This is a genomic window from Streptomyces sp. NPDC048258 (assembly GCF_043201995.1).
GTDB lineage: Bacteria > Actinomycetota > Actinomycetes > Streptomycetales > Streptomycetaceae > Streptomyces.
The window spans coordinates 286,547-312,115 of record NZ_JBICZH010000001.1; the positions used below are offsets into that span (position 1 = coordinate 286,547).

At 72.8% G+C, this 25,569-nt stretch carries 17 protein-coding genes and 1 pseudogene; 8 read left to right on the forward strand and 10 right to left on the reverse strand.

Annotation, left to right across the window (positions count from 1 at the left end; genetic code table 11):
* Nucleotides 1-4: 4 nt before the first annotated feature.
* From ACGFYQ_RS01410 to ACGFYQ_RS01420, 3 genes are all read right to left on the reverse strand, one after another.
* Entirely contained in the window at nucleotides 5-1,339 is a 1,335-nt protein-coding gene (locus tag ACGFYQ_RS01410) for an ABC transporter substrate-binding protein (RefSeq protein WP_393738714.1), read from the reverse strand.
* Nucleotides 1,340-1,433: 94 nt separating this feature from the next.
* The gene (locus tag ACGFYQ_RS01415; protein WP_393738716.1) at nucleotides 1,434-2,651 is read right to left on the reverse strand and encodes an ROK family protein; all 1,218 of its coding nucleotides are present in this window, start codon (nucleotides 2,649-2,651) and stop codon (nucleotides 1,434-1,436) included.
* 128 nt (nucleotides 2,652-2,779) lie between these two features.
* Nucleotides 2,780-3,859 carry a mechanosensitive ion channel family protein gene (locus tag ACGFYQ_RS01420; protein ID WP_393738718.1) on the reverse strand — a complete coding sequence of 360 codons (1,080 nt, stop codon included), beginning with the start codon at nucleotides 3,857-3,859 and terminating at the stop codon, nucleotides 2,780-2,782.
* 297 nt (nucleotides 3,860-4,156) lie between these two features.
* On the opposite strand from ACGFYQ_RS01420, the gene ACGFYQ_RS01425 reads away from it, so the two are divergent.
* The gene (locus tag ACGFYQ_RS01425; protein WP_030710765.1) at nucleotides 4,157-4,693 is read left to right on the forward strand and encodes an HNH endonuclease; all 537 of its coding nucleotides are present in this window, start codon (nucleotides 4,157-4,159) and stop codon (nucleotides 4,691-4,693) included.
* 49 nt (nucleotides 4,694-4,742) lie between these two features.
* Here the strand turns inward: ACGFYQ_RS01425 and ACGFYQ_RS01430 are convergent, their stop codons facing one another.
* Nucleotides 4,743-7,742, reverse strand: coding sequence for a beta-N-acetylglucosaminidase domain-containing protein (locus tag ACGFYQ_RS01430; protein ID WP_393738720.1), 3,000 nt, complete (start codon nucleotides 7,740-7,742; stop codon nucleotides 4,743-4,745).
* A gap of 216 nt (nucleotides 7,743-7,958) precedes the next feature.
* Between ACGFYQ_RS01430 and ACGFYQ_RS01435 the strand changes: the two genes are divergently transcribed.
* Together ACGFYQ_RS01435 and ACGFYQ_RS01440 are read left to right on the forward strand one after the other, a co-directional pair.
* Nucleotides 7,959-9,995: a 4-alpha-glucanotransferase gene (locus tag ACGFYQ_RS01435; protein ID WP_393738722.1), complete on the forward strand. Its 2,037-nt coding sequence runs from the start codon at nucleotides 7,959-7,961 to the stop codon at nucleotides 9,993-9,995.
* 56 nt (nucleotides 9,996-10,051) lie between these two features.
* A complete protein-coding gene (locus tag ACGFYQ_RS01440) occupies nucleotides 10,052-10,285 on the forward strand; it encodes a hypothetical protein (RefSeq protein ID WP_393738724.1) in 234 nt (77 codons plus the stop codon).
* A 138-nt stretch (nucleotides 10,286-10,423) separates the two neighbouring features.
* On the opposite strand, the gene ACGFYQ_RS01445 is transcribed toward ACGFYQ_RS01440, so the two are convergent.
* Entirely contained in the window at nucleotides 10,424-10,915 is a 492-nt protein-coding gene (locus tag ACGFYQ_RS01445) for a MarR family winged helix-turn-helix transcriptional regulator (RefSeq protein WP_393738726.1), read from the reverse strand.
* 127 nt (nucleotides 10,916-11,042) lie between these two features.
* On the opposite strand from ACGFYQ_RS01445, the gene ACGFYQ_RS01450 reads away from it, so the two are divergent.
* From ACGFYQ_RS01450 to ACGFYQ_RS01465, 4 genes are all read left to right on the forward strand, one after another.
* Nucleotides 11,043-12,335, forward strand: a complete 1,293-nt coding sequence (locus tag ACGFYQ_RS01450) for an MFS transporter (protein WP_393738728.1) — start codon at nucleotides 11,043-11,045, stop codon at nucleotides 12,333-12,335.
* A gap of 66 nt (nucleotides 12,336-12,401) precedes the next feature.
* Nucleotides 12,402-13,343, forward strand: coding sequence for an EamA family transporter (locus ACGFYQ_RS01455; protein ID WP_393738730.1), 942 nt, complete (start codon nucleotides 12,402-12,404; stop codon nucleotides 13,341-13,343).
* Between the two features lie 42 nt (nucleotides 13,344-13,385).
* Complete coding sequence (locus tag ACGFYQ_RS01460) at nucleotides 13,386-14,312, forward strand: DMT family transporter (protein ID WP_393738732.1); 927 nt, start codon at nucleotides 13,386-13,388, stop codon at nucleotides 14,310-14,312.
* 10 nt (nucleotides 14,313-14,322) lie between these two features.
* On the forward strand, nucleotides 14,323-15,225 hold the full coding sequence (locus ACGFYQ_RS01465) for a LysR family transcriptional regulator (protein ID WP_393738734.1): 903 nt from the start codon (nucleotides 14,323-14,325) through the stop codon (nucleotides 15,223-15,225).
* Between the two features lie 307 nt (nucleotides 15,226-15,532).
* On the opposite strand, the gene pepN is transcribed toward ACGFYQ_RS01465, so the two are convergent.
* Nucleotides 15,533-18,109 (reverse strand): aminopeptidase N, encoded by a 2,577-nt coding sequence (gene pepN / locus ACGFYQ_RS01470; RefSeq protein ID WP_393738737.1) that lies wholly within the window; start codon nucleotides 18,107-18,109, stop codon nucleotides 15,533-15,535.
* 138 nt (nucleotides 18,110-18,247) lie between these two features.
* Between pepN and ACGFYQ_RS01475 the strand changes: the two genes are divergently transcribed.
* Complete coding sequence (locus ACGFYQ_RS01475) at nucleotides 18,248-18,748, forward strand: DUF1203 domain-containing protein (RefSeq protein ID WP_393738739.1); 501 nt, start codon at nucleotides 18,248-18,250, stop codon at nucleotides 18,746-18,748.
* 60 nt (nucleotides 18,749-18,808) lie between these two features.
* On the opposite strand, the gene ACGFYQ_RS01480 is transcribed toward ACGFYQ_RS01475, so the two are convergent.
* The 4 genes and pseudogenes from ACGFYQ_RS01480 to ACGFYQ_RS01495 all read right to left on the reverse strand — a co-directional run bounded on the left by ACGFYQ_RS01480 (nucleotide 18,809) and on the right by ACGFYQ_RS01495 (nucleotide 25,433).
* Nucleotides 18,809-19,837 carry an aspartate-semialdehyde dehydrogenase gene (locus ACGFYQ_RS01480; protein ID WP_393738741.1) on the reverse strand — a complete coding sequence of 343 codons (1,029 nt, stop codon included), beginning with the start codon at nucleotides 19,835-19,837 and terminating at the stop codon, nucleotides 18,809-18,811.
* A gap of 247 nt (nucleotides 19,838-20,084) precedes the next feature.
* On the reverse strand, nucleotides 20,085-23,408 hold the full coding sequence (locus ACGFYQ_RS01485) for a S8 family serine peptidase (RefSeq protein ID WP_393738743.1): 3,324 nt from the start codon (nucleotides 23,406-23,408) through the stop codon (nucleotides 20,085-20,087).
* Between the two features lie 273 nt (nucleotides 23,409-23,681).
* A pseudogene (locus ACGFYQ_RS01490) lies at nucleotides 23,682-24,239 on the reverse strand (CGNR zinc finger domain-containing protein).
* A gap of 234 nt (nucleotides 24,240-24,473) precedes the next feature.
* Nucleotides 24,474-25,433, reverse strand: coding sequence for a hypothetical protein (locus tag ACGFYQ_RS01495; protein ID WP_393738745.1), 960 nt, complete (start codon nucleotides 25,431-25,433; stop codon nucleotides 24,474-24,476).
* Nucleotides 25,434-25,569 lie beyond the last annotated feature (136 nt).

Below are 25,569 nucleotides of genomic sequence, written 5' to 3' on the forward strand. Positions count from 1 at the left end.
GAGGCTACTCGGCCTTCGCGATGTCCGTGTCGATCTGCTGGTCGGTCCTGGCGAGCCCGGCCGGGATGTCGGTGACATCGCCCTTCTCGACCCCGTACGCGAAGTCCTCGAAGGTCAGCTGGTAGGTGCCGCCGTCGGCCCGGGCCGGGGTGGTGCTGGACTTGGGGTGCCGGGCGATGTCGAGGAAGGTCATGAACTCCGGGGACACCTGGAGGCTCGGGGACTCCAGCGCCGCCAGCGTGGACGGCACGTTGTGGATGGCGTTGGCGAAGGCCACCACCGCCTCGGTGTCGGTCGTCATGTACTTCACCAGCTCCCAGGCGGCGTTCTGCTTCTTGCTGCCCGAGGCGATGCCCATGATCGTGCCGGAGAGGTAGCCCTTGCCGTAGTCGGCGGCCTGGTCGTCGGGGACGGGCAGCGGCGCGGTGCCGATCTCGAAGGGGACACCGGCCTCCTTCGCCATCGAGGCCCGCCACTCGCCGTCGATCTGCATGGCCACCTGGCCGGTGTGGAAGGGGTGTTCGGCACTCCACTCGTCACCGAAGGTGTTGCGGAACCGCTCCAGCTTCTCGTAGCCGCCGAGCTTGTCGACCAGGTCCTTCTGCGCGGTCAGCATCTTCGCGAAGGCCGGGTCCTTGGCGAGGTTGGACCTGCCGTCGGCGCCGAAGTAGGTGGGGCTCCACTGCGCGGCCAGCCGCATGGGGGTGGTCTCGTAGCCGTGGTAGGTGGGCATGAGGCCGACCTGCTCGTACGAATCGCCCTTGGGTTTGGTCAGCTTCTGCGCGACCTCGGTGAACTGGCTCCACGTCCTGGGGGGCTCGGTGATGCCGGCGGCCGCGAAGGCGGTCTTGTTGTAGACGAGGCCGTAGGCGTCGTTCAGCAGCGGCAGCGTGCACTGGTTGCCCTTGAACTGGGTGTATTCCAGCAGGGTCTTGGGGAAGACCTTCGCCTTGTCCACCCCGGACTTCCGGAGGAAGGGGTTCAGATCGGCGAAGGCGCGGGAGTTGCAGAACTTGCCGACGCTGTCGGTGGTGAAGGAGGCGACCGCGTCGGGAGCCTTGTCGCCGCCCGCGCGCAGCGCCTGGTTGATCTTGTCGTCGGTCATGTTGCCCGTGACCTGGACCTTGATGTTCGGGTGCGCCTTCTCGAACCGGGCGATGTTCTCCTCGATCGCCTTGGTCTCGCCCGGCGCGGACCAGCCGTGCCAGAAGTTGAGGGTGACGTCCTTGTCGGGGTCGTCGGCGGCCTCGGCGCCGCTCTGGCCGGTACAGGCGGTGGCGAGGACGGATATCGCGGCGAGGAGGGTGGCGGTGGCGGTCAGGCGTCCGGTTCTGGGCATGGCGGGGCTCGCTCTCTGAGGGAGGAACTTCCTGTGGGGGTGCCTGTGCGGGGTGTGGGGGGTCCGGGGTCGGGGCGCGGGGCGGGCGGGCGGTTCAGCGGGAGGTGTCGAACACCTCGTCGCGGGTGGCGGCCAGCGCGCTCTCCAGCGCACCGCGCAGCACCGGCCGTTCGGGCACCTCGCCGGAGACCAGCCGGGGCCGGGACGGGGCCAGTTCGGCGAGCTCGGCCTCCAGCAGGCCGCGCAGCGGGTCGCCGCCGGCGGCGATCACGGCCCCGGACAGCACGACGATCTCCGGGTCCAGCACGGCGACGAGCGAGGCGAGGCCGGTGGCCAGCAGGGTGGCGTACGACTGGAGGAAGCGCAGGTGCGCCCCCTCGGGCGTGGCCGCGGCCTGCACGAGCAGCGCGACGGCGGCGGCCACCTCCGCGCTGTGCGGGCCCTCGGAGGCGGGGAGCGGCGGGATCTCGACGCCCTGTTCCGCGGCGAGCCCGGGAACCACCTGTACGCCGGCCAGCTCCTGGTAGCCGCCGGTGTTGGCCCGGGTGACCTGGCGGACGAGGGGATGGCCCGGCACGGGCAGGAAGCCCACCTCGCCCGCGCCGCCGGTCCAGCCGCGGTGCAGCCGGCCGCCGAGCACCAGGGCGGCGCCGAGGCCCTCCTCGTTCCACAGCAGGACGAAGTCCTCGTGGCCGCGCGCCGCGCCGAGGCGCTGCTCGGCGACGGCGGCGAGGTTGACGTCGTTCTCGTACTCGACCGGCATCGGCAGGGCGGCCGCCAGCTCGTCGAGGAGGGTGGGGGAGTGCCACCCGGGGAGGTGGCTGGCGTACCGCAGCCGGCCGCTCTGCGGGTCGAAGGCGCCCGGGGTGGCGATGACCGCCCGGTGCAGGTCGGAGAGGTGCAGCCCGGCGGCCTTGACGGCGCCGCCGAGGGCTTCGGCGACCTGCTCGACGGCGCCCTTGCCCTCGGTGTACGGGACCTCGTGCGTGCCGGTCACCGTGCCGGTCAGATCGGCGACGGCCGCCAGCACGCGGCCCGGGGTGACGTCGATGCCGCCGACGTACGCGGCCCGGGGGTTGACCGCGTACAGCTGGGCGCTGGGGCCGGGGCGGCCGCCGTCGGTGCCGGTGGCCACGACGAGCCCGGCGGCCTCCAGGCGGGCCAGGAGCTGGGAGGCGGTGGGCTTGGACAGCCCGGTCAGGTGCCCGATCCTGGTCCGGGACAGCGGGCCGTGCGTCAGCAGCAGCTCCAGTGCGGCCCGGTCGTTCATGGCGCGCAAGAGGCTGGGCGTTCCGGGCGTGGCGGCGGGCATGGTGTGCTCTCTCCCTCACCGAGGTGAACTGTTAGGTAAGTTTCCTATCACCGTTCGGGCCGTGTCAATGCCGCTGCCCCGCAGGTCATTCACGAATGACCTGCGGGGCAGCGGCGACGACTTCCGGGTTACTTGGTGATCCGCGGGCCGGCCGGCTGCGGGATCGGGGTGGTGGCCAGCGACTGCGGGGAAGCCGGGTTCGCCAGCGCGGACGGCGCGGCGACGGCGGCCGAGGGGTCCGGCGCCTCCTCGTCCTCCTCCGCGGCCGGCATGCCGCCGATGATCCGGATGCCCGCCGCGTCGAAGGCTTCCTTGATCCGCCAGCGCAGCTCCCGCTCCACCGCGAACTGCTGGCCCGGCATCGTCTTCGCCGACACCTTCACCGTCATCGAGGCGAGCAGCACCTCGTCCAGGCCCAGCACCTCCACCGGACCCCACAGGCGCTCGTCCCAAGGGGACTCCTTCGCGAGGGTGTCGGCGACCCCCTGGACCACCTCGCGGATCCGGGCCAGGTTCTCCGACGGCTTCACCTGGACGGCCACGCCCGCGGTCGCCCAGCCCTGGCTGAGGTTGCCGATCCGCTTGATCTCGCCGTTGCGCACGTACCAGATCTCGCCGTTGTCCCCGCGCAGCTTGGTCACGCGCAGGCCGACCTCTATGACCTCGCCCGAGGCCACGCCCGCGTCGATCGTGTCGCCGACGCCGTACTGGTCCTCCATGATCATGAACACGCCGGACAGGAAGTCCGTCACCAGGTTCCGGGCGCCGAAACCGATCGCCACACCGGCCACACCGGCACTCGCCAGCAGCGGGGCCAGGTCGATCTTCAGCGCGGCCAGCACCATCAGCGCGGCCGTGCCGAGGATCACGAACGAGGCAACCGAACGGAGTACCGAACCGATCGCCTCCGAACGCTGGCGGCGCCGCTCGGCGTTGACCAGCAGCCCGCCGAGCGCGGTGCCCTCGACCGCCTCGGCGCTGGTGTTCATCCGGTTTATCAGCTTGGTCAGCGCCTTGCGGACCACCGAGCGCAGCGCTGCCGCGATCACGACGATCAGGAGGATGCGCAGACCGATGCTGAGCCAGGTGGCCCAGTTCTCCTCGATGAAGCTCGCGGCCTCGGTGACGCTCTCGTGCGTCTCCTTGAGCTTCGTGGACGCGTCCGGGGTGTCTGTTGCCAGGGGCAGCAGGGCGGCAGGCCAGGGCACGGCGAAAAACCTCCAGGTGTAGCGGTCTGCCCGCCGGGGGTCCCCCCGGACGGAGTCCGGGGGCGGTGGTGCGGGCAGACCAACCACACTAACGGGGCATTCCCTTCGCCGTATTTGTCGAGGGGGTCGGTGTTCGAGGGAGAGACCAGGCTCACCTGGGGATGACCCGGGTGTGGTTGAAAACACCTCGGACCCGTTACGGGCTCGTGGTGGCGCTTCGACCAGCCATAAGGAGAGACTGGAGAGCAGATCGTCCCGGCGCGAGCCACGCGCCGCCGGCGTACAAGGAGGCAGTCCGTGCCGCACGTCCTGGTCCTCAATGCGTCGTACGAGCCCCTCGGCGTCGTACCGCTCCGCCGCGCGCTCGTCCTCGTCCTGGAGAACAAAGCGGTCTCCCTGGAGGAATCCGGCGCCTATCTGCACAGCGCGACCAGAGCCGTCCCCGCGCCCAGCGTGGTCCGGCTCAAGCGGTTCGTGCGGGTCCCCTACCGGGGGCCCGTTCCGCTCACCCGGCGCGCCCTGTTCGCACGGGACGGGGGCCGCTGCATGTACTGCGGCGCCGTCGCCACCAGCGTCGACCACGTCATCCCGCGCAGCCGGGGCGGCCAGCACGCGTGGGACAACGTCGTCGCCGCGTGCCGCCGCTGCAACCACGTCAAGGCCGACCGGCACCTGCTGGAACTCGGCTGGCGCCTGCGCCACCAGCCGGCGCCCCCGTCGGGCCTGGCCTGGCGCATCATCGGGACGGGGCACCGGGATCCGCGGTGGATGCCGTACCTCCAGCCGTACGGCGCCGAGGACGCGCTGGAGCGGATCGGCGTCGCGGCGTCCTGACCCGGCGGCCCGTCGTCCTGGGGCGGAGCCCCAGGACGACGGGCCGCGGCTACGGGGTGACCGCGTAGGCCTCCGCCGACCAGAGGGAGCAGCCGTAGCGTGTCGCGCGCCGCTCGCACGTGACACGCAGGAATCGGGTTCCGGGGGCGTCCACCCGGAGGGATTCGCGGCCGCCCGCCGAGGCCGACACGGTGGCGGCCGGGTACCAGGTGTGGCCGTCCGGCGAGGTCTCGACGCGGTAGGACGAGGGGTGGGCCTCCTGCCAGTGGAGGTCCAGGCGGCCGATCCGGGCCGGGGCCGGGAGTTCCGCCTGCCACCACGCGCCGTCCACCGGCGGTGAGGACCAGCGAGTGGCCGGGGAGCCGTCCACGGCCGCCGAGGCCGGGAAGGCGGGCGTCTCGTCCGCCGACGAACGCGCCCGCGCCGTGCGCAGCAGGTCCGGGCCGCCGGTGCGGAGCACCGCCCGTACCGTCAGGGTGCGCGCCTCCCCGTCGAAGACCACCGGCACCTGGTAGGTGCCCGGCGGCACGTCCCGCGCGACCGCGACCTCGAACGGGATCGACACCCGCCCGCCGCGCGGCGCCACGGCGCGCTCCGGCAGCCGGACCTCGATGCCCCGCGGCGCCCGCGCGGACAGCGGCCCCCGGACCTCGCCCGGCCCCAGCGCGGTCAGCTCCGCCACCACCGGCCGCGCGGCGCCGCCGATCTCGGCGTCGACCGCGCCCCCGTCCGCCAGTTCGAAGCGGGCCCGGGGCCCGTCCCCGAGCCAGGGCACCACCCGGTGCACGGTCGGCGCGGTCCCGGCCCAGGACAGCCGTACCGCGTCGGCGCGCAGCCCCGCCGTGTCCACCTGGGTCCAGCCGGACGCCGCGGCCGCGCCCACCGTGCGCCAGCCCTCGCCCGGTACGTGGGCCTCCACCGCCGCGCCCCGGACCCCGGCCGGGAACGGGTCGGTGGCCACCGTCACCGCCGCGACCGGATGCTGTGCGTCCAGCCGTACCGTCCAGGCGCCCGCGTCCTTGGTCACCTCGCCCGTCTGCCGGCCGGCCCCGGTCCACGCGTCCGCCTCCGCCGCCGCCTTCGTCAGGAAGGGCTCCAGGACGGCCTTGTCCACCGTGGCCGCGCCCGGCTCGGCCAGCGCCTGCCGGGCGCGCGTCAGCGCCTGCGCGGCCTGCCAGGCGGCCGCCCCGTCGCCGCGGGCCTGGGCCCGCAGCGCGTCGACCGCCAGCTCGCCCGCCGCCCCGTAGCGCGACAGCCGCTCCAGCCAGGGCCCCGCCTCGTCCGTGAGGCCCGGGAGCCGGCCGGGGGCCTCGCGCAGGACCGTGAACGCCTTGCGCAGCTCGGTCCCGGCCGCCGGGTCGCCCGCGGCCCGCGCCTTCCAGAACTGCTCGACCAGCGGCCCCAGGTATGCGGACTCCTGCTGCTTCAGACCCGACGAGGCCGTGTTCCCGGCCAGCGCCGCCACCGCCTCGCGGGTGCGCGGGTCGGGGCCGGACAGCTCGCGCACTGCCGCCGCCCAGGACTCCCCGGGCCGGTAGCCGCGCGGATTCCAGGCGAAGTCGGCCGCCGTGAAGACCGGGATGCGGGACAGGGTGCCCTGCGGCATCGCGTTGGTCAGCAGCGCCGCCGAGCCGCCCGCGACCGCCGGCTCGCGGCCCGCGTACGGGCCGAGGAAGATCCGGTCCGGATCCCAGTCGTTCACCGGGTAGTTGTCCATGGTGACCAGCGGGTGGCCCAGCGCCGAGCGCGCCCCGGCCAGCTCCCTGCCGGTGATGGTGCGCGGTACCACGCCCACGCCCGTCCAGGCCACCTCCACCCGCGGGTCCAACGCGCCGGACAGGGCCGTCCGGTAGGTGGTGGCGCCCTCCTGGTAGAACTCCGTCGGCAGCAGCGACAGCGGGGCCGCCCCCGGATGCCGTGCGGCCAGGTGCGCCGCCAGTTCGCCCGCGACCTCCGCGTGCGCCTTCGCGGCCGCCGCCGGGCCCTTCCCGAACCGCTCCCGGTCCGCCGAACAGCCCCACTCGGAGTAGCTGATGTCCTGGAACTGCACCTGGAAGGCCCGGAAGCCCAGCTCCCACATCGCGTCCAGCTTGCGCGCGAGCGCCGCCCGGTCGGCCGCCGAGGACAGGCACATCGACTGCCCCGGGGTCACCGCCCAGCCCAGGACGACCCGGTTGGCTCGGGCCCGTTCGGCCAGCGCCCGGAACTCCTCCTGCCGTTCCGCGGGGTACTCCTGGCGCCAGGCCGTCGTCCGGTACGCGTCGTCGCCCGGCGCGAGCAGCAGCCGGTTCTGCTTGGTGCGTCCCATGAAGTCCAGCTGCGCCAGCCGCTGTTCCTGCGTCCAGGGCTGCCCGTAGAAGGCCTCGGCGATCCCGCGTACCGGCGCCGTGGGCCAGTCCCGCACCAGCACCCCGGGCGCCTTCCCGCCACCGGCCGCGAGCAGCTGTCGCAGCGTCTGGGCCGCGTGGAACAGCCCGTCCTCCCCTACGCCGGCCAGTGCGACCGTGGCCCGGCCGCCGGGCCGTCCCACGGCCAGCCGGTAGCCCCCGTCCGGCAGATCGCGGGCCTCGGCCGCGCCCAGCGCCCGCAGCGCCTCCTCCGCGTCCCGGCCCTGGAGCCGTACGACGGTGCCCCGCCCGGGCAGCGGCGCCCCGGGGGCCCGCTCGTGCAGGGTCCGTACGCCCGCCGCGCGCAGGGCGTCCCGGACCGTCTGGACCGCGTGGGGGTCGGCGTCGGACGGTGCCACCAGTACGGCCTCCGCGCCCAGCGGCACCTCGCGCGCCGGGTCGGCGGCCATCGACTGCGGCCGGGGCCACACGGCCGGGCCCTCGGCCGCGGTGCGCGGGGTGTCGGCTCCCGGGTCGAGGACGGGCCCGGGGGCGGCGACGGGTGCCGGATCCTTGGCCGGGCCGCCCGTGGCGGACGGTCCGGACGGTCCGGACGGCGCCGCGAGGAACCCGGGAGGCGCGGACGCCACGGCCCCGCCCAGCAGTGTGCCGAGCACCGCGACGGCGGCGGCCGTCGTCCGCTTCCTGCCCCTGAGCTGCACCGAGTCTCCTCGTCCCGAGACGTCCCCCGCTCGTACGAATGAGCCCGAGCCCACCACCCGTGCGGTCGGAGTGTCAATCCTGGTGGGTGATCTGACCGGGATACGCCAGGAATGCGATGCCCCCGAGTGGGTAGAGCTGCGGTGTTTCCCCGGCGGTGTCCCACCCTTCTGCACCACGCTTCTGACTCACCCTCATGCACGAAGGAGTGCCCGTAGATGGACGACGACCTGGCCCGGCTCGCGGACCTGCACGGCATCGCCACCGCCTACCAGCCCGCCGCGGACGTCACCGTCCAGGTGCCGCGGGCGACGGTCGCCACCGTGCTCGGGATGCTGGGCGTGGTCACCGACACCCCCGAGGACGTCCGGGGGGCCCTGGCGGCCGCCGAACACGAGGCCGCGGCCCGGCTGCTGCCGCCCGTACTGGTGCACTGGGCGGGCGAACCGCCGCCGGACGCGCTGGCCGCCCTGCCCGCCGGGACCCGGATCCGGCTGGAGCCCGAGGAAGTACCGGACGAGGCGCCCCACGGGGCGCCCCACGAGGCCGTCGCGTGGGAGACCGGCCCCGGCGGGCCGCTGCCCGACGGGCTGCCCCTGGGCGTCCACCGGATCACCGCCGCCCTGCCCGACGGCCGCACGGCCGAAGCCACCCTGATCGCGGCCCCTGACCGGGCCCCCGCCGCGCCCGAGCGCGCCCACGGGCTGCTCGTCCAGCTCTACTCCCTCCTCTCGGAGCGCTCCTGGGGCATGGGCGACCTGGGCGACCTCGCCGACCTCGCGCGGTGGGCCGGGCACACCCACGGCGCCGGCTTCATCCAGGTCAACCCGCTGCACGCGGCCGTGCCCGGCACCCCCACCGACCCCTCCCCCTACCGGCCCTCCTCCCGCCGCTTCCCCGATCCGGTCCACCTGCGCGTCGAGGACGTGCCCGAATACGCCCGCTGCCCCGACCGCGAGGCCCTCGCCGAACTCGCCGCCCGGGGCGGGGAGCTGCGCCGCGAGGTGCTGGAGAAGGGCGCGCTGATCGACCGGGATGCCGTCTGGGCGCTCAAGCGGGCCGCTCTGGAGCTCCTGTACGCCGTCCCGCGCACGCCCGAACGGGAGGCCGCCTACGGTGAGTTCCGCGCCGGGCAGGGCCCGCCGCTGGACCGGCACGCCGCCTGGTGCGCGACCGCGGTCGGCGAGGACCCCGAGCAGCGGCTGGACTTCCACCGCTGGCTGGTCTGGCTGACCGACACCCAGCTCGCCGCCGCCCAGCGGGCCGCCCGTGAGGCCGGCATGGCCGTCGGCATCGTGCACGACCTGGCCGTCGGGGTGCATCCCGACGGCTCGGACGCCCGTACCGGCCCCTTCCACGCCCGGGACATCTCCGTCGGGGCCCCGCCGGACGCCTTCAACGCGCGCGGCCAGGACTGGGGGCTGCCCCCGTGGCGCCCCGACCGGCTGGCGGCCACCGGCTTCGCCCCCTTCCGGGCCCTGCTGCGCGGGGTGTTCCGGTACGCGGGCGCCCTGCGGATCGACCACGTCATGGGCCTGTTCCGGCTCTGGTGGATCCCGGAGGGGTGCCCGCCCGGCGAGGGCACGTACGTCGGCTACGACGGCGAGGCCATGCTGGCGGTCCTGGTGCTGGAGGCCCACCGCGCCGGGGCCCTGGTCATCGGCGAGGACCTCGGCACGGTGGAGCCCCGGGTGCGCCGGGCGCTGGCCCGGCGCGGGGTGCTCGGGACCTCGGTGCTCTGGTTCGAGCGCGACTGGTCGGGCAGCGGGAACCCGCTCGCCCCGCAGGACTGGCGGGCCGACTGCATGGCCACCGCCACCACCCACGATCTTCCGCCCACGGCCGCCAAGCTCGCCGGCGGCCATGTGGAACTGCGCGACCGGCTCGGTCTGCTGACCCGTCCCGTCGAGTCGGAACGGGCCGAGGACGCCGCCGACACCGCCGAGTGGCTGGCCGTACTGGACCGCCTCGGCCTGGACACCAAGGGCGAGGAGGCCGCCGTACGGGCCCTGTACGCCTTCCTGCTGCGCACGCCCGCGCGGCTGGTCGGCGTGTGGCTGCCGGACGCGGTGGGGGACCGGCGGCCGCAGAACCTGCCGGGCACCTGGGACCAGTACCCCAATTGGCGGCTCCCGGTCGCCGATGCCGCGGGGCGCCCGCTGACCCTGGAGGAGCTGACCGCCTCGCCGCGCGCGAACGCCCTGCTGAGCGCGGTGCGCAAGGGGCTCGCCGAGGACGGGTGGCGAAGAGGGTGACCCCGTACGGCACCCCCGGGCGCGCGGCCCGTTCGGGTGTTCGCTACGTTTGCACCGTGGACAAGAAGAACGCTCTGCGCGCCGCCGCCGTCACGGCCGGAACGACGCTGATGATGCTGCTGATGACGTCTCCCGCCCTGGCGGTGACCCGCGACGACGGCGACGACCCGGGCACGGGCCTGAGCATCGGCGAGACGATCGGCCTGTACGTGGTGACGCCGATCGTGCTGTTCCTGGTCATCGCGGGTCTCGTGATGGTCGGCGACAAGTCGCGCAAGCAGCAAGGCTGACCTGGTCCGGCCCACCGGGCCGGCACCGCAGGACTTCCCGGGCGCCGGGGGTCCGCACGACCGAGGTGATGCGGTCGTGTGGCGACCCTCGGCGCCTTGTTGTGTCTTCCGGCCGTGTCGGCTGTGCCGGCCGTGTCCTCAGACCCCGGCCATCAGCTTGCGGAGCAGGCCGGTGAGCACCTTGACCTCCTCGTCGCTGAGCCCGGTGAGCGCGGCGCGCTGCACCTCCAGGCCGGCGGTGACGGCCTCGTCGATGAGCGCGAGGCCCCGGTCGGTGATCGTGACCTGGAGCCCGCGCCGGTCGTGGGGGTCGGGCTTGCGGCAGAGCAGCCCGGCCTTCTCCAGCTTGTCCAGACGCCCGGTCATACCGCCCGTGGTGAGCATGAGCGTGGCCGACAGCTGGCGCGGTGAGAGCGTGTACGGAGCGCCGGAGCGGCGCAGCGTGGCCACGACGTCGAACTCCCCGCGCGAGATGCCGAAGCGGGCGTAGGCCTGCTCGATCGCGTCGCCCATGGCCCTGGCGATCCGGTAGATGCGGCCGAAGACGGCCATGGGGGCCGTTTCCAGGTCGGGGCGTACCGCGTACCACTGGGCGGTGATCGCGTCGACGGCGTCCTTCTCGTCCTTCATGGCTGGAGTATCCGATTCCACTCGGTCGTTCGCAAGAAAGTAGCTTGACGGAAAGTAGCTTAGCGATAAGCTACTTTCGAGCAAGCGATTCGTGTGGCGATTCTTGGCGATGCACAGGGGGGACACCATGAAGGCAGTCGGCGAGGTACGGGTGACGGGGGAGCGGTCCCTGCTCCTCGGCATCGGGATCAGCGCGGTCGGGATCGGCATGTACGTCCCGTTCTCGCTGGTCTTCTTCCACCACGTCACGGGGCTCTCCTTCACCCTGGTCGGCCTGGTCATGACCGTCACGGGGGTGGCCGGGCTGGTCTTCATGCCGCTGGCGGGCACGGCCGTCGACCGGTTCGGTGCCAAGAAGGTCAACCTGGTGCTCTACGGGATACGGGCGCTCGGCTTCGCCCTCTATCCCTTCGCGGGCTCCCTGCCCGCCTTCGCCGCGGTCGCCCTCGTCACCGCCCTCGCCGACCGGTCCTTCTCCGTCGTCCAGCAGTCCCTGATCGGGGAGGTCGCGCACGGCGCCGCCCGCGACCGGCTCCAGGCCTCCACCCGGGCCCTGCAGAACGCCGGGATGGGCGCGGGCGCCCTGCTCGTGTCCGGTGTGCTGGCGCTGTGGGGCACAGGCGGATTCGCGTACACCGCCTGGGGCAACTCCCTGGCCTTCGCCCTCGCCGGACTGCTCGTCAGCCGGGTCCGCTCTGTCCGCTCGGTCGGCTCGGTCCGCGAGGCCGCGGCAGGTTCCACCGGGCGGGCGCCCGCCGGCTACCGGATGGTCCTGCGGGACCGGCCCTTCCTCGGACTCACCGCCGCCAACTTCCTCACCGCGCTGGGGTACTCCGCCCTCTCCGTGCTCTTCCCGCTCTACCTCTCCACCTGGCTGACGGCCCCCGACTCCCTCACCGGAGCCGCGTTCACCGTCAACACCGTCCTGTGCGCGGGCGTCGGCGTCCTGATCGCGGGCCGGGTCCGGCGCTCCGGCGCCCGCCGCACCCGCTCCGCGGCCCTCGGCGCGCTGCTCTTCGCCGCCGCCTTCGTCGGGCAGATCGTGCTCGGGACGCTCCGCCCCGGACAGACCGCCACACTCGTCGCCCTGCTGGTCATCGTCGTCGTCTACACCCTCGGCGAACTGGTGCACAGCCCCTCCGGCGGCGCCCTGTCGGTCTCCGCGGCCCCCGAGGCCGTCCGCGGCCGCTACCTGGCCACCTACCAGCTGTCCTACTCGCTGGCCACCGCGCTGGCCCCCTCCCTCTTCACGGCCCTGCTCGCCGTCGACGGCCGCCTGCCCTGGGCCGTCCTGACCGTCACCGCGCTCGGCGCCGCCCTCGCGCTCCTCCGGCTGGAGCGGCACCTGCCCGCCGAGGCCGTGTACGCCGAACCGCCGGCCGTCGCCGCCCCGCGCCCGCCGGTGCCCGCCGCGGCCTGAGCCGCCTCCGCCCGGTCCCGCCTTCCCGCTCTTCCTCCTTTCCTCCCCATCGAGGAGCCGTCCACCATGAAGCGTTTCGCCACCGTCGCCCTGACCGCCCTCGCCCCCGTCTCCTGGGGCTCGACCTACTTCGTGGCCACCGAGCTGCTCCCGCCCGACCGGCCCCTGTTCACCGGGGTGATGCGGGCCCTGCCCGCGGGGCTGCTGCTGACCGCCCTCGCCCGCACCCTGCCCAAGGGCCAGTGGTGGTGGAAGTCCGCCGTCCTCGGCACGCTCAACATCGGCGCTTTCTTCCCGCTGCTGTTCCTCGCCGCGTACCGGCTGCCCGGCGGGGTCGCGGCCGTGCTCGGCGCCGTCGGCCCGCTGTTCGTCATCGGACTCGCCGCCCTCGTCCTCGGAGAGCGGGCGAGCCTGCGCACCGTACTCGCCGCCGTCGTAGGGGCGTTCGGCGTGAGCATGGTCGTCCTCACCGCCGAGGCGAAGCTCGACCTCGTCGGCGTCGTCGCCGGCGTCATCTCGTCCGCCTCCATGGGCGCGGGCACCGTGATGACCAAGCGCTGGGGCCGCCCCGAGGGCGTCGGCCCGCTGGCGATGACGGGCTGGCAGCTCACCGCGGGCGGGCTGGTCATCATCCCGGTAGCCGCGCTCGTCGAAGGGGCGCCGCCCGCGCTCGACGGCCAGGCCTTCCTCGGCTACGGCTACATGATGCTGATCAACACCGGGATCGCGTACTGGCTCTGGTTCCGCGGCATAGGGCAGCTCACCGCCACCTCGGTCACCCTGCTCGGCCCGCTCTCCCCGCTCACCGCCGCCGTCATAGGCTGGGCCGCCCTCGGGCAGGCGCTGTCCCCCGTGCAGCTGGTGGGCATGGCGATCGCCTTCGGTGCCACCGTCGCCGGTCAGCTCGCTGCCGCCCGTAGCGCCGGGAAGGACCAACCTTTCAGCTCAGCTGAACAGATCAATCAAAACATTTCGATAGACCTGAGCGATGAGCGGGTGCGACGGTAGGTCCCACGACAAACAGACCCGACCCCGAGGGGGAGACACACAGTGGCCGTCATGGACCGCGTCCGTACCGTTTCGCAAGGCAAGCCCGCAGCCACGGGGAAGACGGGAGCCGCCGGACTCGGCGTACTCCTCGCCCTGCTCGCGACGGTCGTCTGGTCCGGCAGCTTCGTCGCCACCCGGGGGATGGCCGACAGCGTCCCGCCCGTCCAGGCCGTCTTCTGGCGCTGGATCATCGCCACCCTCGCGGTCACCCCCTTCGCGGCCCGTCAGGCCTGGCAGCAGCGGGCCCTGATCCGCGAGCACTTCGGTTTCATCGCCCTCGCCACGCTGTTCGGCGTCGCCCTCTACAACACCCTCGTGCACCAGGCCGGACTGACCACCTCCGCCTCCAACATGGGCATGATCATGGCCGCTTCGCCGGTCATCATGGCGCTGTACGCCCGCATCGGCGGCGAACGGCTCGGCGCCCGGCGCACCTTCGGACTGCTGCTCGCCGCCGTCGGGGTGCTGCTGCTGGTCGGCGACGGCTCGATCGGCTTCGACTTCGGCGCCGGCGACCTGTGGATGTTCGGCGCGGCCCTCTCCTTCGCCACGTACAGCGCACTGCTCAAGCGCAAGCCCGCCGAACTGGGCGGCCTGGCCTTCCTGATCACCACCTTCGTGCTCGGCGCGCTGATGCTGGCACCGGCCTACGCCGTCTCCGTCTCCGTCCAGGGCGGCTTCGAGATCACCGCCGGAACGGTCGGACCGCTGCTGTACGTCGGGGTGTTCTCCTCGGCCGTCGCCTTCTTCGCCTGGAACAAGGCGATCTCGATCATCGGCGCGGCCCGCGCCGGAGTCGTCTACTACCTTCAGCCGGTGTGCGTGGCGGGACTCGGCTTCCTGCTCATCGGCGAGGCGACCGGCCCGGCGCAACTGCTCTGCATGGCGCTCATCCTCGGCGGTGTGGGGCTGGGTGCCCGGCGGTAGGTTCGGCCCCATGACCGAGTGGGACATCAAGAAGCTGCGGATCCTGCGGACCCTCGCCGAACAGGGGACCGTGACCGCGACGGCCGAGGCGCTGCACATGACGCCCTCGGCCGTTTCGCAGCAGCTGACGAACCTCGCCCGGCAGCTGGGGGTGGTGCTGCTGGAGGCCCAGGGCCGCAGGGTCCGGCTCACCGACGCCGCGCATCTCGTACTGCGGCACGCGGAGGCCGTGTTCGCGCAGCTGGAGCGGGCCGACGCGGAGCTGGCCGGGTATCTCGCCGGGGACGCGGGGGAGGTGCGGATCGGGGCCTTCTCCACCGCCGTGCCGGCGCTCGTGGTCCCGGCGGTGGCGGCGCTGCGGCGGACGCACCCCGGGGTGGAGATCCGGGTACGGGAGACGGAGGCGGCGGAGTCGTACGAGCTGCTGTCGGCCGGAGCCGTGGACGTGGCGCTGTCGCTGGCGGCCCACGCGCCGAGTGCGCGCGATGCCCGGTTCACCCGGATGACGCTCCTGGAGGACCCGCTGGACGTGGCGCTCCCGCCGGGGCATCCGCTGGCGGCCGCGCCTGACCTGCGGCTGGCGGACCTGTCCGGCGACCCGTGGATCTACGGGGGCAGCGGCCCGTGGCAGGAGATCGCCCGTACCGCGTGCGAGGCGGCCGGCTTCGTCCCGGAGCAGGCGCACTCGGCGTCCGGGTGGACCGCGATCCTGGCCATGGTCGAGGCGGGGATGGGGGTGGCGCTGGTGCCGCGCATGGTGTCGAGCCGGGCCTCGGGGGTGGCGGTGCGGGTGCTGGCCCGTGACCGGCCCACGCGGCACGTCATCGCGGCGGTCCGGCGTGGCGGCGAGGCCGCGCCCGCGGTGGCCCACGTCCTCACGGCCCTGCGGGCCGTCGCCGCCGAACGGGTCTAGCCGGGCCCGCCCGCTGCGCGGAGCCGTTCCCCGGACTCCGCCTCAATCGCCGGCGCGGCTCAAAGACCTGGGGCTCCGCCCCAGACCCCGCGCCTCAAACGCCAGCGGGGCTGGGTTTGGCAACCTCAGCCCCGCCGGCGTTTGAGGCGCTGGGGGTACCCCCGGACGGAGTCTGGGGGAGGGTCCGGGGGCTGGTCCCCGGCAGCGGTGCCGCACCCGGAGGACGGCCTCGCTCCCGCGGGTGCGGGCGCCCCCGCCGGAGGGGCAGTCCCTCCGGCGGGGGGCCGGGCGGAGCCCGGGAGGCTCCTTAGGCCCGAGCGGCAGCGGAATCCGCAGCCTGGGCCTTCAGCGCGCGCTCGACGCCCGCGCGGGACTCCGAGACCAGGCGGCGCAGGGCCGCGTTCGGCTCGGCCGAGGCCAGCCACGCGTCCGTCGCGGCCAGGGTCTCCTCGGAGACCAGCAGGGACGGGTAGAGACCCACCGCGATCTGCTGCGCGATCTCGTGGCTCCGGGTGTCCCAGACCGCCTTGACCGCCGCGAAGTACTTCTCGGAGTACGGGGCCAGCAGCTCGCGCTGGTCGGTCTGGACGAAGCCCCCGATCACCGCCTCCTGCACCGCGTTCGGCAGGTCGGCGGACTCCACCACCGAGGCCCACGCCTCGGCCTTGGCCTCCGCCGTCGGGCGCGCGGCCCGGGCGGTCGCCGCGTGGCGCTCGCCCGCCGCCGTGGAGTCCCGCTCCAGCTCGGCCGCGATGGCCGCCTCACCGGCGACACCGGTGGCGGCGAGGCGCTCCAGGAAGGTCCAGCGCAGCTCGGTGTCGACGACCAGGCCCTCGATCTCGGCCGCGCCGTCCAGCAGCGCCGACAGGTAGGTCAGCTGACCCTCGGTGCGGGCCGTGGCCGCGAAGGCACGCGCCCACGCCAGCTGGTGGTCGCTGCCCGGCTCGGCCCCACGCAGGTGCTTCAGCGTGGCCTCGGTCCAGGTCGCCAGGCCCTCCTCGCGCCACGCCGGGTCGGCGTACAGGTCGATGGCCAGCTTCACCTGACGGTGCAGCGACTGGACGACGCCGATGTCGGACTCCTTGCCGATCCCCGAGAGGACCAGCGCGAAGTAGTCGCGGGTGGCGAGCTCGCCGTCCCGCGTCATGTCCCAGGCCGACGCCCAGCACAGCGCGCGCGGCAGGGACTCGGTGAAGTCGCCGAGGTGCGCGGTGACGTTCGCGAGGGAGGCCTCGTCCAGACGGACCTTCGCGTACGACAGGTCGTCGTCGTTGAGCAGCACGACGGTCGGGCGGGTGCGGCCCACGAGCTCCGGCACCGCCGTCAGCGCGCCGTCGATGTCCAGCTCGATCCGGTCGGTGCGCACGAGGCGGCCGTCCCGGAGCTCGTACAGGCCGACCGCGATCCGGTGCGGACGCAGGACCGGCTCGCCCTTCGCGCCCGTCGGCAGGGCCGGGGCCTCCTGGCGGATGGCGAAGGCGCTGATGACGCCGGCGTCGTCGGTGGTGATCTCGGGCCGCAGGATGTTGATGCCGGCCGTCTCCAGCCACGCCTTCGACCAGGCGGCCAGGTCGCGGCCCGAGGTCTCCTCCAGGGCGCCCAGCAGGTCGGACAGGCGCGTGTTCCCGTACGCGTGCGCCTTGAAGTACGCCTGCACGCCCTTGAAGAAGGCGTCCATGCCGACGTAGGCGACGAGCTGCTTGAGCACCGAGGCGCCCTTGGCGTACGTGATGCCGTCGAAGTTGACCAGGACGTCGTCCAGGTCACGGATGTCCGCCATGATCGGGTGGGTGGACGGCAGCTGGTCCTGCCGGTACGCCCAGGTCTTCATGGAGTTGGCGAAGGTGGTCCACGCGTGCGGCCACTTCGAGCCCTCCGCGTAGGCCTGGCAGGCGATGGAGGTGTAGGTGGCGAACGACTCGTTCAGCCACAGGTCGTTCCACCACTCCATGGTCACCAGGTCGCCGAACCACATGTGGGCGAGCTCGTGCAGGATGGTCTCCGCGCGCACCTCGTACGCCGCGTCCGTCACCTTCGAGCGGAAGACGTACTGGTCGCGGATGGTGACCGCGCCCGCGTTCTCCATGGCGCCCGCGTTGAACTCCGGGACGAAGAGCTGGTCGTACTTGGCGAACGGGTAGTCGTACGCGAACTTGTCCTGGAACCAGTCGAAGCCCTGCCGGGTCACGTCGAAGATCGCGTCGGCGTCGAGGAACTCGGCCAGCGAGGGGCGGCAGTAGATGCCGAGCGGCACGGACTGCCCGTCCTTGCCCTCGTAGGAGCTGTGCACGGCGTGGTACGGGCCGACGATCAGCGCGGTGATGTACGAGGAGATGCGCGGGGTCGGCTCGAAGGCCCACACCCGGTCCTTGGGCTCCGGCGTCGGCGAGTTCGAGATGACCGTCCAGCCCTCGGGGGCCGTCACGGTGAACCGGAACGTGGCCTTCAGGTCGGGCTGCTCGAAGCTGGCGAAGACCCGCCGCGCGTCAGGCACCTCGAACTGGGTGTACAGGTACGCCTGCTGGTCGACCGGGTCGACGAAGCGGTGCAGGCCCTCGCCGGTGTTGGTGTAGGCGCAGTCGGCGACGACCCGGAGCTCGTTCGCCCCGGCCGCGAGGCCCGCCAGCGCGATGCGGGAGTCCCGGAAGACGGCCGCGACGTCCAGCGCCTTGCCGTTCAGGACGACCTCGTGCACGGCCGGGGCGACCAGGTCGATGAAGGTCTCGGCCCCGGCCTCGGCCGACTGGAAGCGCACGGTGGTCACGGACGGGTACGTGCCGCCCTCCTGCGCGCCGCTGAGATCGAGTTCGATCTCGTAGGAGTCGACGGTCAGCAGCTTCGCCCGCTGCTGAGCCTCTTCACGGGTGAGATTCGTGCCTGGCACGCGGTCATCTCCTTCGATGGTGACGGTGCCCGCCATCTTTCCACGAGGCCCGGGGCGGCGCGTCGGAGTAACCCACAGGCGAACGCGACGTCGGAAACCCGCCGGACACGGCCGCCGCCCACGGGGAGGCTGGAGGGCATGAGCATCAGACACCAGGTGAGGCCCATCGGGGCGGCGGCGCTCAAGGAGCTCCGCACACGTGACGACGCGGGGCGGAACTGCGCCCCCTACACCGATGACGAGGGCGGCGCGCCGCTGCGGTGCTGCCTGCGGCCGAGCGCGGCCGGTGAGCGCATCGCGCTCGTCGCGTACGCACCGCTGCGGCGCTGGGCCGCCGAGACCGGCGCGGATCCGGGCGCGTACGACGAGCAGGGGCCGGTCTTCATCCACGCCGAGGACTGCGGCGGGCCCGCGGACGGCGGGGCGTACCCGTTCGCCCGGCCGGGCGTACGGCGCACCGCCCGGCGGTACAGCGCCCGGGGACACATCCTCGGCGGCCGGGTGCTCGACCTCGGCGACGACCCGGACGGCGTGGTCGGGCAGGCCCTGGACGAGGCCTTCGACGATCCGCAGGTCGCCCTCGTGCACGTCCGGGCCGCCGAATTCGGCTGCTTCCAGTTCGAGGTGCGCAGGCCCTGACGCGGACGAGGGGCGGCACCGTCACGGTGCCGCCCCCTCATCTCATCCGTGCGAGCGGGGTCAGCCGCGCAGCTCCTCGGCGACGAGCTCCGCGATCTGGACCGCGTTCAGGGCCGCGCCCTTGCGCAGGTTGTCGTTCGAGAGGAACAGCGCGAGGCCGTTCTCGACCGTCTCGTCGGCGCGGATGCGGCCCACGTACGAGGCGTCCTTGCCGGCGGCCTGGAGCGGGGTCGGGATCTCCGACAGCTCGACGCCCGGGGCGTCCTTCAGCAGCTCGTAGGCGCGCTCGACGCTGATCGGGCGGTCGAAGCGGGCGTTGATCTGGAGGGAGTGCCCGGAGAAGACCGGCACGCGCACGCAGGTGCCGGAGACCTTGAGCTCCGGGATCTCCAGGATCTTGCGGGACTCGTTGCGGAGCTTCTGCTCCTCGTCGGTCTCGAAGGAGCCGTCGTCCACGATCGAGCCGGCGAGCGGGACGACGTTGTAGGCGATGGGCCGCTTGTAGACGGCCGGCTCCGGGAAGTCCACCGCGCCGCCGTCGAAGGTCAGCTGGTCGGCGGCCTCGGAGACCGCGCAGGCCTGGGACTTGAGCTCGGCGACACCGGCCAGGCCGGAGCCCGACACGGCCTGGTAGGTGGTGGCGATCAGCGCGGACAGGCCGGCCTCTTCGTGCAGCGGGCGCAGCACCGGCATCGCGGCCATCGTCGTGCAGTTCGGGTTCGCGATGATGCCCTTGGGGCGGTTCCTGATCGCGTGCGGGTTGACCTCGGAGACGACGAGGGGGACCTCGGGGTGGCCGCGCCAGGCGGAGGAGTTGTCGATCACGACGGCGCCCTGCGAGGCGACCTTCTCGGCGAGGACCTTGGAGGTGGCGCCGCCCGCGGAGAAGAGCACGATGTCCAGGCCGGAGTAGTCGGCCGTCGAGGCATCCTCGATGGTGATCTCCTGGCCCTCCCATTCGAGGGTGGAGCCCGCGGAACGGGCCGAGGCGAACAGCCGCAGCTCGTCCACCGGGAACTTCCGCTCGGCGAGGATGCCGCGCATGACTCCGCCGACCTGTCCGGTGGCTCCGACGATTCCGACCCTCACGGTGACTCCTTCTGGTACCTACGACGCGGGCGCGCGTGAGGCCATCATGCGTTCGACCCCACGAGCCTTGTCCAATCCATTGTCCGAGGAACGGACGGTGTCCGGAATATGAACCCCCGTGGCGCGTTCGTGGCGGGCGTGCCGCATAACCCCCCGTACACCCGTTTTGCCAGGTCAGAGCCGGTTGGTGCGCCGGAAAAGACCGAAGGGCCGGTGCTCTGACGAGCACCGGCCCTTCGGTTTCGTACTACGGCAGGACCTTCTCGATCTGCACGCTGCCGGTGCCGGCGGCGGTGCCGCGGGCGTTCAGCAGCTGGACCTGGCCGAAGAACTGCCGGCCCTCGGGGGCCGCGCTGTTGACCAGGACGTTCGCCGAGACCTGCGCGGTGGCGCCGGTGGCGAGGTTCACCGCCGCGGCCTCGTCGACCTGGACGGAGCCCAGGGCAGCCGAGAAGTACACGTCGCGGTAGTCGTACGTGGTGGAGCCGGACGGGATCGCGTAGCCGAACACCTGGATGGTGTAGGTGCCCGCGGCCGGGTTGGCCAGGCTCACGGCCTCCTCGGAGTCGCCGTCGGCCGAGGAGCCGACCTTGACGCCGTCCTTGTACACGTCCAGGTCGAGGTCGGCAGCGGTGTCGGACACCTTGCCGATCGCGATGTCGAGGCGGGAGACGCCCTCGCCGATCGTGACCTCGGTGGTCTGGGTCTCACCGGCGGCGATGGTCGGCTTGGCGACCTTCGCGGAGCCGAGCGGGCCGCCCTTGAGCTTGCCGGCGGAGATGGCCGCGGCGTTGTTCTTGATGGACCACTGGACCGGGGCGGGGGTGCCCAGCTTCACCTCGGGCAGGACCTTGACCGCGGGGTCGAAGGCCGCGCCGAGCACGGAGACGTCCAGCTTGAACGGGTTGTCGAGCAGCGGCGACGTACGGCGCGACTCGACCTCGATCTCCCAGACGCCCGGCTGCGGGTCGGCGTACGAGCGCAGGTCGGGGCGGCACGCGTTCGCCGGGTTGTCGTAGTTCGGGTAGCACTGGGTCGTCGCGCTGTCCTCTACGCCCACACCGTACGGGTGGATCGAGATGAAGCGCGTCTGGCTGCCCGCCGCGAGACCGCCGAGGGCGACCTCAAGGGTCTTCGCGCCCGCCGGGACGGTCACGAAGTACGACTTGTGGCTGTTGCGCTGCACGGAGGAGGTGTCCGACATCGTGTACGACGGGGCCGCCAGCGGGGTCGCCGCGACGACGGTCGTCAGGATCTGCTTGTCGATGCCCTCGGTGGTCTCGTCGTCCAGCTGCAGGATGCCGCTGTGGACGCCGCCCGACTTGGCGTTGGCCTCGACCTTGATGGTGACGGGCTTGTTCAGCGGCAGGGTGACGTAGTCGTAGCCGCCGATGACCTTGAAGGTGCCGTCGTTGTTGCGCCAGCTCAGGTTGTGCCGGGTGCCGTACTTGACGCCCGTGGTGCGGGTGACGACGACGTCGTAGACCTTCTTCTGGCCGACCTTGAGGCCGCCCTCGCGGTCGTACACGCCGGTGCCGAAGCCCGGGGTCTTCAGGAACTGGTCGATCGCGGTGTCGACCGGGGCCTTGACGGTGAACTCGTTGGCCTTCGCGTCGCGCTGGATGGACTCCCACGCGTCGACGACGTTGATCAGGCCGGAGCCCTGGGCGTGCGCCGGGACGTCGTCGATCTTCTTCGCGGTGCTGGTGAGCGCCACGCGCAGGCTCGCCGGGGTCAGCTTGATGTTCTGCTGCTTGGCGGCCGAGATCAGCAGGGCGCTGGCGCCCGCCGCCTGCGGCGAGGACATCGAGGTGCCCTGGAGCATGCCGTAACCGGCCGGGAGGTTGTAGCCGGCCTCCTTCACCGGGGCGCCGGGCAGCCAGGTCTGGATCGTGTTGATCGAGGCGCCGGGGGCGGTGATGGTCGGGGTGAACCCGCCGTCCTCACGCGGACCGCGCGAGGAGAAGGGGAACATGTTGTACTTCTTGGTCACGCCGGAGCCGTAGTTGGCGGCCCAGGTCTCCTTGGAGACCGCGGCGCCCACGGAGATGACCTTGTCCGCGAGGCCGGGGTCGCCGATGGTGTTGACACCGGGGCCCTCGTTGCCCGCCGAGATGACGAGCTGGACACCGTAGGTGTCGATGAGGTTCTTGTAGAGCTCGGAGCGCGCGTTGTTGCCGTCGTTCAGCGCCGGGAGGCCGCCGATCGACATGTTGACGATGTCGACGCCGCGGTTGACGACGAGGTCGATCATGCCCTCGGTCAGCGCGATGTTGGTGCAGCCGCCGGACCAGGTGCAGGCGCGCGAGGAGACGATCTTCGCGCCGGGCGCCTCGCCGTTCATCTTGCCGCCGAACAGGCTGTTGGCGGCGGTGATGCCGGCGACGTGCGTGCCGTGCTCGGACTCGATGATGCCGACGTTGACGAAGTCGGCCTTCTTGCCGACCCAGTCACCGCCCAGCGGGTCCATCGGGACGTCCTTGCGGATCTCGATCACGAACGGGATGCGCTCGGCGACGTCGGTCGCCGGGTTGTCCGTGCCGAAGTAGCCGATCTGGTAGCCGTCCTTGTACGGCTTCATCGGCTCGTTGTTCGTGAAGTCGCCGTCCTGGTCGGTGTCGACGCGGACGGTGCCGGCGGCGACGTCGTAGAGCAGGCCGAACCGGTCGGTGGTGTCCCCGTCCCGGTTGACGTCGCCCTTCATGTCACCGTTGGCGGTGATCGACTCGCTGAACCGGCTCCACTGGAAGCTGCCCTCGGGCGCCTTCCAGCTCTGGCCGCCCGCCGTGAAGGTGCCGCCGGCGGCCGTGACCGGGGTGATCTGGGCGCGCCAGGTGGCGTCGTTGTCCGTGATCGGGTCGGTCGCGGTGACCCAGTCGACGATCTTGCGCTCGCCGGTGGTGGTCTTCTGCAGGGCCGGGTGGCCGAGGTCGACGCCCGAGTCCATGATGCCGATGGTCACGCCGCGGCCGTCGGCCTGCGGGTTCTTCGCGACGAAGTCGACCGCGCCCGTCTCGAAGGACGGGTTGTACGGGTTCTTCGCCGGGGTGTTCTTGTCCGGCGCCGCGTACGTCTCGGCCGCGGTCTTCTTGACCGCGCCCGACTCGCCGTGGGTGTCGGGGCGCGGGTCCGGCAGCTGGATCTCGTGCCGCAGGTCGATGCCGTGCACCGAGGACAGCTTGGCGGCCGCCTTCAGCGCGGCCTCCGCCTTGCCGGTGGGCAGGGTGGCGCGGACGTAGCCGAGCTTGTCGTACGTCTGGCCCACCGAGGCGCCCTGGACGGCGTCGAGCTGGTCGGCCACCTGCTTGGTCTGGCCGGGGGCGGTCGCGACCATGACGGTGACGGTCGCGTCACCCTTGGCCTTGGCCTCCTGGAGCAGCTCGGCGTCGGCCGAACCGATCTTCTGATCGGCGGACTTCACGGCCGGGTTGGTGCCCGGCTTGTCGGCGCCCGAGGCGGCGAACACGGGCGCGGCGCCGGTGGCCGCGAGGGCGGCGACCAGGCCGGCCGCGGCTGCGACGCGCGCCGCGCGTCTGGCCCCGGGTATGGAGCTGGGGGATTCGAGGGTCATCAGCATCCCTGGTAAGTGAAAGAAACGGTCCGGATTTCGGTGCCGGATGACCGGTCAGCTTTCCTCACGTGACAGCTCTTTGGGGAGGCTTGTCATTGACCGAGACCTGCCATGGCGCACTCTCGCCACTGCGGTATATCCGCCAACGCGGCCGTACCGGGGCAGACTCGTACGAATCCCATCGGTTGATGAGTGGATTTGTCGACTTCCCGACTGCATGTCAGGACCGGACCAGGACTCCGTCCCAGATCGGGTGTGACAACTTCCGGGGTTTCAGCGCTCGCGCGTGCGCGCGTAATGACGGGAGGCTTTCGCCCGGTTTCCGCAGGCGGCCATCGAGCACTAGCGCCGGGTGCCGTTGCGCGAGGTGTCGTGGAAGTGCAGGACGCACGTCTCGGAGGCGCACGCGCGGATCCGGTCGGGTGCGGAGTCCAGCAGCTCCAGGTAGTTCCGGGCGGCCGTCCACGCCGGACCCCAGGTCCGATCGTCGAACTCGGTCCGCTCGCCCGGGCCTTCGGCGGTCAGGGTGGGCCGGATCCGGCCGTGCTCCAGTACCGCGTCGACCAGGGCGCGCGCGCTCTCGTCGGCCGGGTCGGCCACCGCGCGGGCCAGCGCCTCGCGGGCGGTCAGCAGGTGGATGAGGGCCGGGGCGTCCGCGCGGAAGCGGCCGGCCAGGCCGGTGCTCTCCAGCCAGACCGCGAGCCCTTCGACCCGGGTGAGTCCGGTGGCGCCCGCGAAGAGGTCCAGGGGCTCGCCGTCCATGACCCAGCGGGTGTTCAGCAGGTCGAGGGCGACCGGCTCCCCGGTCAGGGGTCGTGGATCCGCCGTCATCTCTCCGACCCTTCTTCGCGCTCCCGCTAACCCCTCAAGGGTATGTGACCGGTTGTGCCCGGACCGGGAGAGCGGTGCGGTGCTCCGGCTCAGCGGCCGGGCGGAGACCCTGCTCGGGGCCGACGGGGAGCGGCGCGTTCGCTTCCACGGGGAATCGGTGGTGGAGAGCGGGCATCCGGGGCGGCTGCGGTGGGGCGCCCCGGAGTGCTCCCCGGCCGATCCGTCGCTGCCGCCTCACCCGGGGAGCACCACCAGATAGGCGGCGGGCTCGCGGTCGCCGGACGACGCCAGGGCGGTCCGGACGACCGCGGCCTGCTGCTCGGGCCAGTCGCGGAGCTTGCGCGGGGTGATGTGGATGACGGTCACCCCGAGCCGCTCCAGCGTCTCCCGCTTGCGCACGCACTCGGACCACTGGTCGTCCTCGCCCTGCCGCGGGGCGCGGGTGTCGATCTCCACGGCGACGGCGTGCTCGGGCCAGTACGCGTCGACCCCGCCGAGGTGCGGGCCGCCGGGCAGCCGCAGGTCCACGTTCCACACGGGCTCGGGCAGGTCGTAGCCCCGTACGAGGTGGTAGAGCCGGTCCTCGGCCATGGCCCGGCCCTCGGCGAGCAGTGACTCGACGGCGTCGACCACGTGCGGGCGGTTCAGCAGCCGCGCCACCGTCAGCTCCCGTACGACGGCCGCCGGTTCGCAGTGTCCGCCGCGGACGGCCTCGCTGAGCAGACGGCGTACGGTGCCCGCGTCGGACAGCTGGCCGACGGCGTCGGCGACGGCCCGCGCGACGGGGGCCACCGGCAGTCCGGTCACCTCCTGGGGGCGCGGCGGGGTGTGCGAGCGGATGATGCGCACGTCCCCGGTGGAGCGCAGCCGCCGGGTGCCGGGCACGAGTACGTCGATGTGGGAGAGGGCGAGCAGCGGGGGCGTGGAGGCGAAGCGGTGCAGCGCGAGCGCCGCCATTCCGGTGATCATGGCCTCGCCGCCGCGCCGTCCCGCGTAGAGCAGCGCCGCGTGCAGCCGCTCCTCGCTGGTCGCGGGCCCGGCGTGGAGCAGGAACACCCCGGGCAGGACCTGCTGCCAGAGCCGCTCGGCGGCGTCGGAGGCGGTCACGCCGTGCTCGCGCAGCTGGGCCAGGGTCAGCACGCGGGGGCGGCTGCCGGTGAGGTGGGTGAGGGGGAGGGGCGCGTTGTGGTTCATGACGCGGTGATTCCCTCAGGCCATGGCCTTGCTAACCCCTGTTACACGCCCGTCGGCAAATCGGGACAAGCCGGGGCTAAAGTACGGGCGTTCGACCGCCGATAGGCTGCGCCGCCGAACAGGCCCGCCGTCGCTG

Bases quoted from the DNA above. Each gene is read 5' to 3' on its own strand.
- ACGFYQ_RS01410 (WP_393738714.1), bottom strand. From the start codon at position 1,339: ATGCCCAGAACCGGACGCCTGACCGCCACCGCCACCCTCCTCGCCGCG.
- ACGFYQ_RS01415 (WP_393738716.1), bottom strand. From the start codon at position 2,651: ATGCCCGCCGCCACGCCCGGAACGCCCAGCCTCTTGCGCGCCATGAAC.
- ACGFYQ_RS01435 (WP_393738722.1), top strand. From the start codon at position 7,959: ATGGACGACGACCTGGCCCGGCTCGCGGACCTGCACGGCATCGCCACC.
- ACGFYQ_RS01445 (WP_393738726.1), bottom strand. From the start codon at position 10,915: ATGAAGGACGAGAAGGACGCCGTCGACGCGATCACCGCCCAGTGGTAC.
- ACGFYQ_RS01450 (WP_393738728.1), top strand. From the start codon at position 11,043: ATGAAGGCAGTCGGCGAGGTACGGGTGACGGGGGAGCGGTCCCTGCTC.
- ACGFYQ_RS01455 (WP_393738730.1), top strand. From the start codon at position 12,402: ATGAAGCGTTTCGCCACCGTCGCCCTGACCGCCCTCGCCCCCGTCTCC.
- ACGFYQ_RS01465 (WP_393738734.1), top strand. From the start codon at position 14,323: ATGACCGAGTGGGACATCAAGAAGCTGCGGATCCTGCGGACCCTCGCC.
- ACGFYQ_RS01475 (WP_393738739.1), top strand. From the start codon at position 18,248: ATGAGCATCAGACACCAGGTGAGGCCCATCGGGGCGGCGGCGCTCAAG.
- ACGFYQ_RS01485 (WP_393738743.1), bottom strand. From the start codon at position 23,408: ATGACCCTCGAATCCCCCAGCTCCATACCCGGGGCCAGACGCGCGGCG.
- ACGFYQ_RS01495 (WP_393738745.1), bottom strand. From the start codon at position 25,433: ATGAACCACAACGCGCCCCTCCCCCTCACCCACCTCACCGGCAGCCGC.